We start from the raw sequence: 1,927 nt of genomic DNA on the forward strand, positions 1-1,927 counted from the left end.
TGGGCCTACGCCCGCAGCTACGACACTTCCGACCAGCGGGCTGCTGAACTGCCCCACTGGCTGCACACCTACAACTGGCATCGACCCCATGCCAGCCTCGGCTACAACCCGACTATCTCCAGAATCTCCATCCCGTGAACAACGTACTGGCTTTACACATCTAGCGATGCGCTTCTTTTCGGCCAGCAAGGGTTTGCCGTTAGCGAGCAAGAATCGGATCAGCGCCTCGGCAGAGGCCTTTTTCGCCCGTAAGCTGTAGCGCCGACCCCACGGTCAATCGCGAACCTGCCACAGCGATCTGGGCAGTCGCCGCCCCGTTACGCTACCCCGTTCGGGGTGTAACCCATACATCTGCTCAATCGTCGGATAACACAACGGCTCCGTCCGCGTGCAGGACCGGGCACAGCCCGGCAACCTAATGGTGAATGGTGAGTTTTGCCTGTTTCCACCACGCCCAACATGCGCCATACTGCGCGCAACACCGCGTTCAGGCGGTCCAATACGCGTCAGGCGACTGAGAAGGATTTTCATCAACTCAGGGGAAATACATGTCAAATCACACTACAGACTCAATCGTGCGTATTGCTCAAGCCGGCGGCGGTCCTATCGTTGTTGGCGATCGACCAACCACTGATTCAGTCGTGCGGATTGTTCAAAGCACATCTGCGCCCGTGATTGTGAAAGCTGGCAACCGCACCACTGACTCTCTGGTGCGCATTGTTCAGGCAGGCGGCAATCGCGTTACAATTGACTTCAGCTAAAGGTGCTGCAAAAGCGCATCGTTGGGCGGTAGCCTAACACCGACGCCGCTTCGCGGCGCGACTTAAATCAGGCGTTAGCCCGCATGGCAGATGATTGCTTCTATCTGAAAGTTGCTCATGCCTTGACTGGCTGCCAGTTAGTCGAGCAAGAACTGAAACTTTACATATCCGAGGCACTTGAACTGGCGAAGAAGTTTGTCGGAGACAAGATACCGTTCAAATACTCAGGCAGCGACTATGAGGATTCTGCGCTAGAAACGCTCATCAAGACGTTCAAGAAGCTCAGTAACAATCCACAACTCGCCAACGATCTTATGGCTTTCAAGGAGGAACGAAACTTCCTCAGTCACAAATCGATCACTCACTGTCTTGACCCGGACATAGAGCTTTCCGCACCAGAACGTGCAGAGGTAGAGTCCAGATTGATCGCTATCCAAGCGGAGGCCAGCCGACTTCGCCGGGCACTTCACGAAGAGGGCAACAATTTTCGTGGTTATCTCTACTTCGAGGATGAGTCGGATGCGAGCTAACAATTCATTCAAGCCGACGCCGCTTCGCGGCGCGGCGCGGCTTAATTCAGGCGTTGGGTGCGAAATCAGCAACCAGGGGGCTTATGAAGAGCGAATTTTTCCCGACCGAGTACCACCTAGAGGTGTATCAAGGCAGCTTCCAGAGTGATCCATGCTTCTTCGTTCAGAGCTCAACCCCGTTTGGAGCGATGTCAGTTGGAGATTACTTCCACTCGGCCGCTACGGATCAATGGACAAATCCACCGGATATGGTCAAGGAGCGGCTCGTCATTTACCAGATCGAGCATATTTTCTGGAGCATTGATCGTTCTCATAACGGCCATAAAATCATGGTCGCCCTAAAGACGGTCGTTGTTTAGAACGCACCTAACAATTCATTCAAGCCGATGCCGCTTCGCGGCCCGGCTTAATTCAGATTCTGCGCAGATTAGCGGGGGAATCCTTTGCCAGCCACTGTTACGCTTGATGCCTGCTTACAGGGCGCAAGGGTGAGGGGATGTTCGAACGGAAGACGATCGAGAGGCTGGGCGGTCTCAAGAATCAAGTGCAACACGTGATTTGAAGTCGATGATTTCCCTCTCCATCACCTGGGCTGGTGTTGCCCAGCCGAGCGTCTTGCGCGGTCGCCCGTTCATC

1 protein-coding gene and 1 pseudogene are annotated in these 1,927 nt (G+C 54.4%); both read left to right on the top strand.

Going from position 1 to position 1,927, the window contains the following annotated elements; genetic code table 11:
* Nucleotides 1-164 (top strand): annotated as a pseudogene (locus tag ABE505_RS17025) (integrase core domain-containing protein); the annotation flags it as partial.
* A gap of 680 nt (nucleotides 165-844) precedes the next feature.
* On the top strand, nucleotides 845-1,291 hold the full coding sequence (locus ABE505_RS17030) for a hypothetical protein (protein ID WP_346445844.1): 447 nt from the start codon (nucleotides 845-847) through the stop codon (nucleotides 1,289-1,291).
* Nucleotides 1,292-1,927 lie beyond the last annotated feature (636 nt).

The organism is Luteimonas sp. TWI382 (assembly GCF_039674545.1).
In the GTDB taxonomy this organism is placed as follows: domain Bacteria; phylum Pseudomonadota; class Gammaproteobacteria; order Xanthomonadales; family Xanthomonadaceae; genus Luteimonas.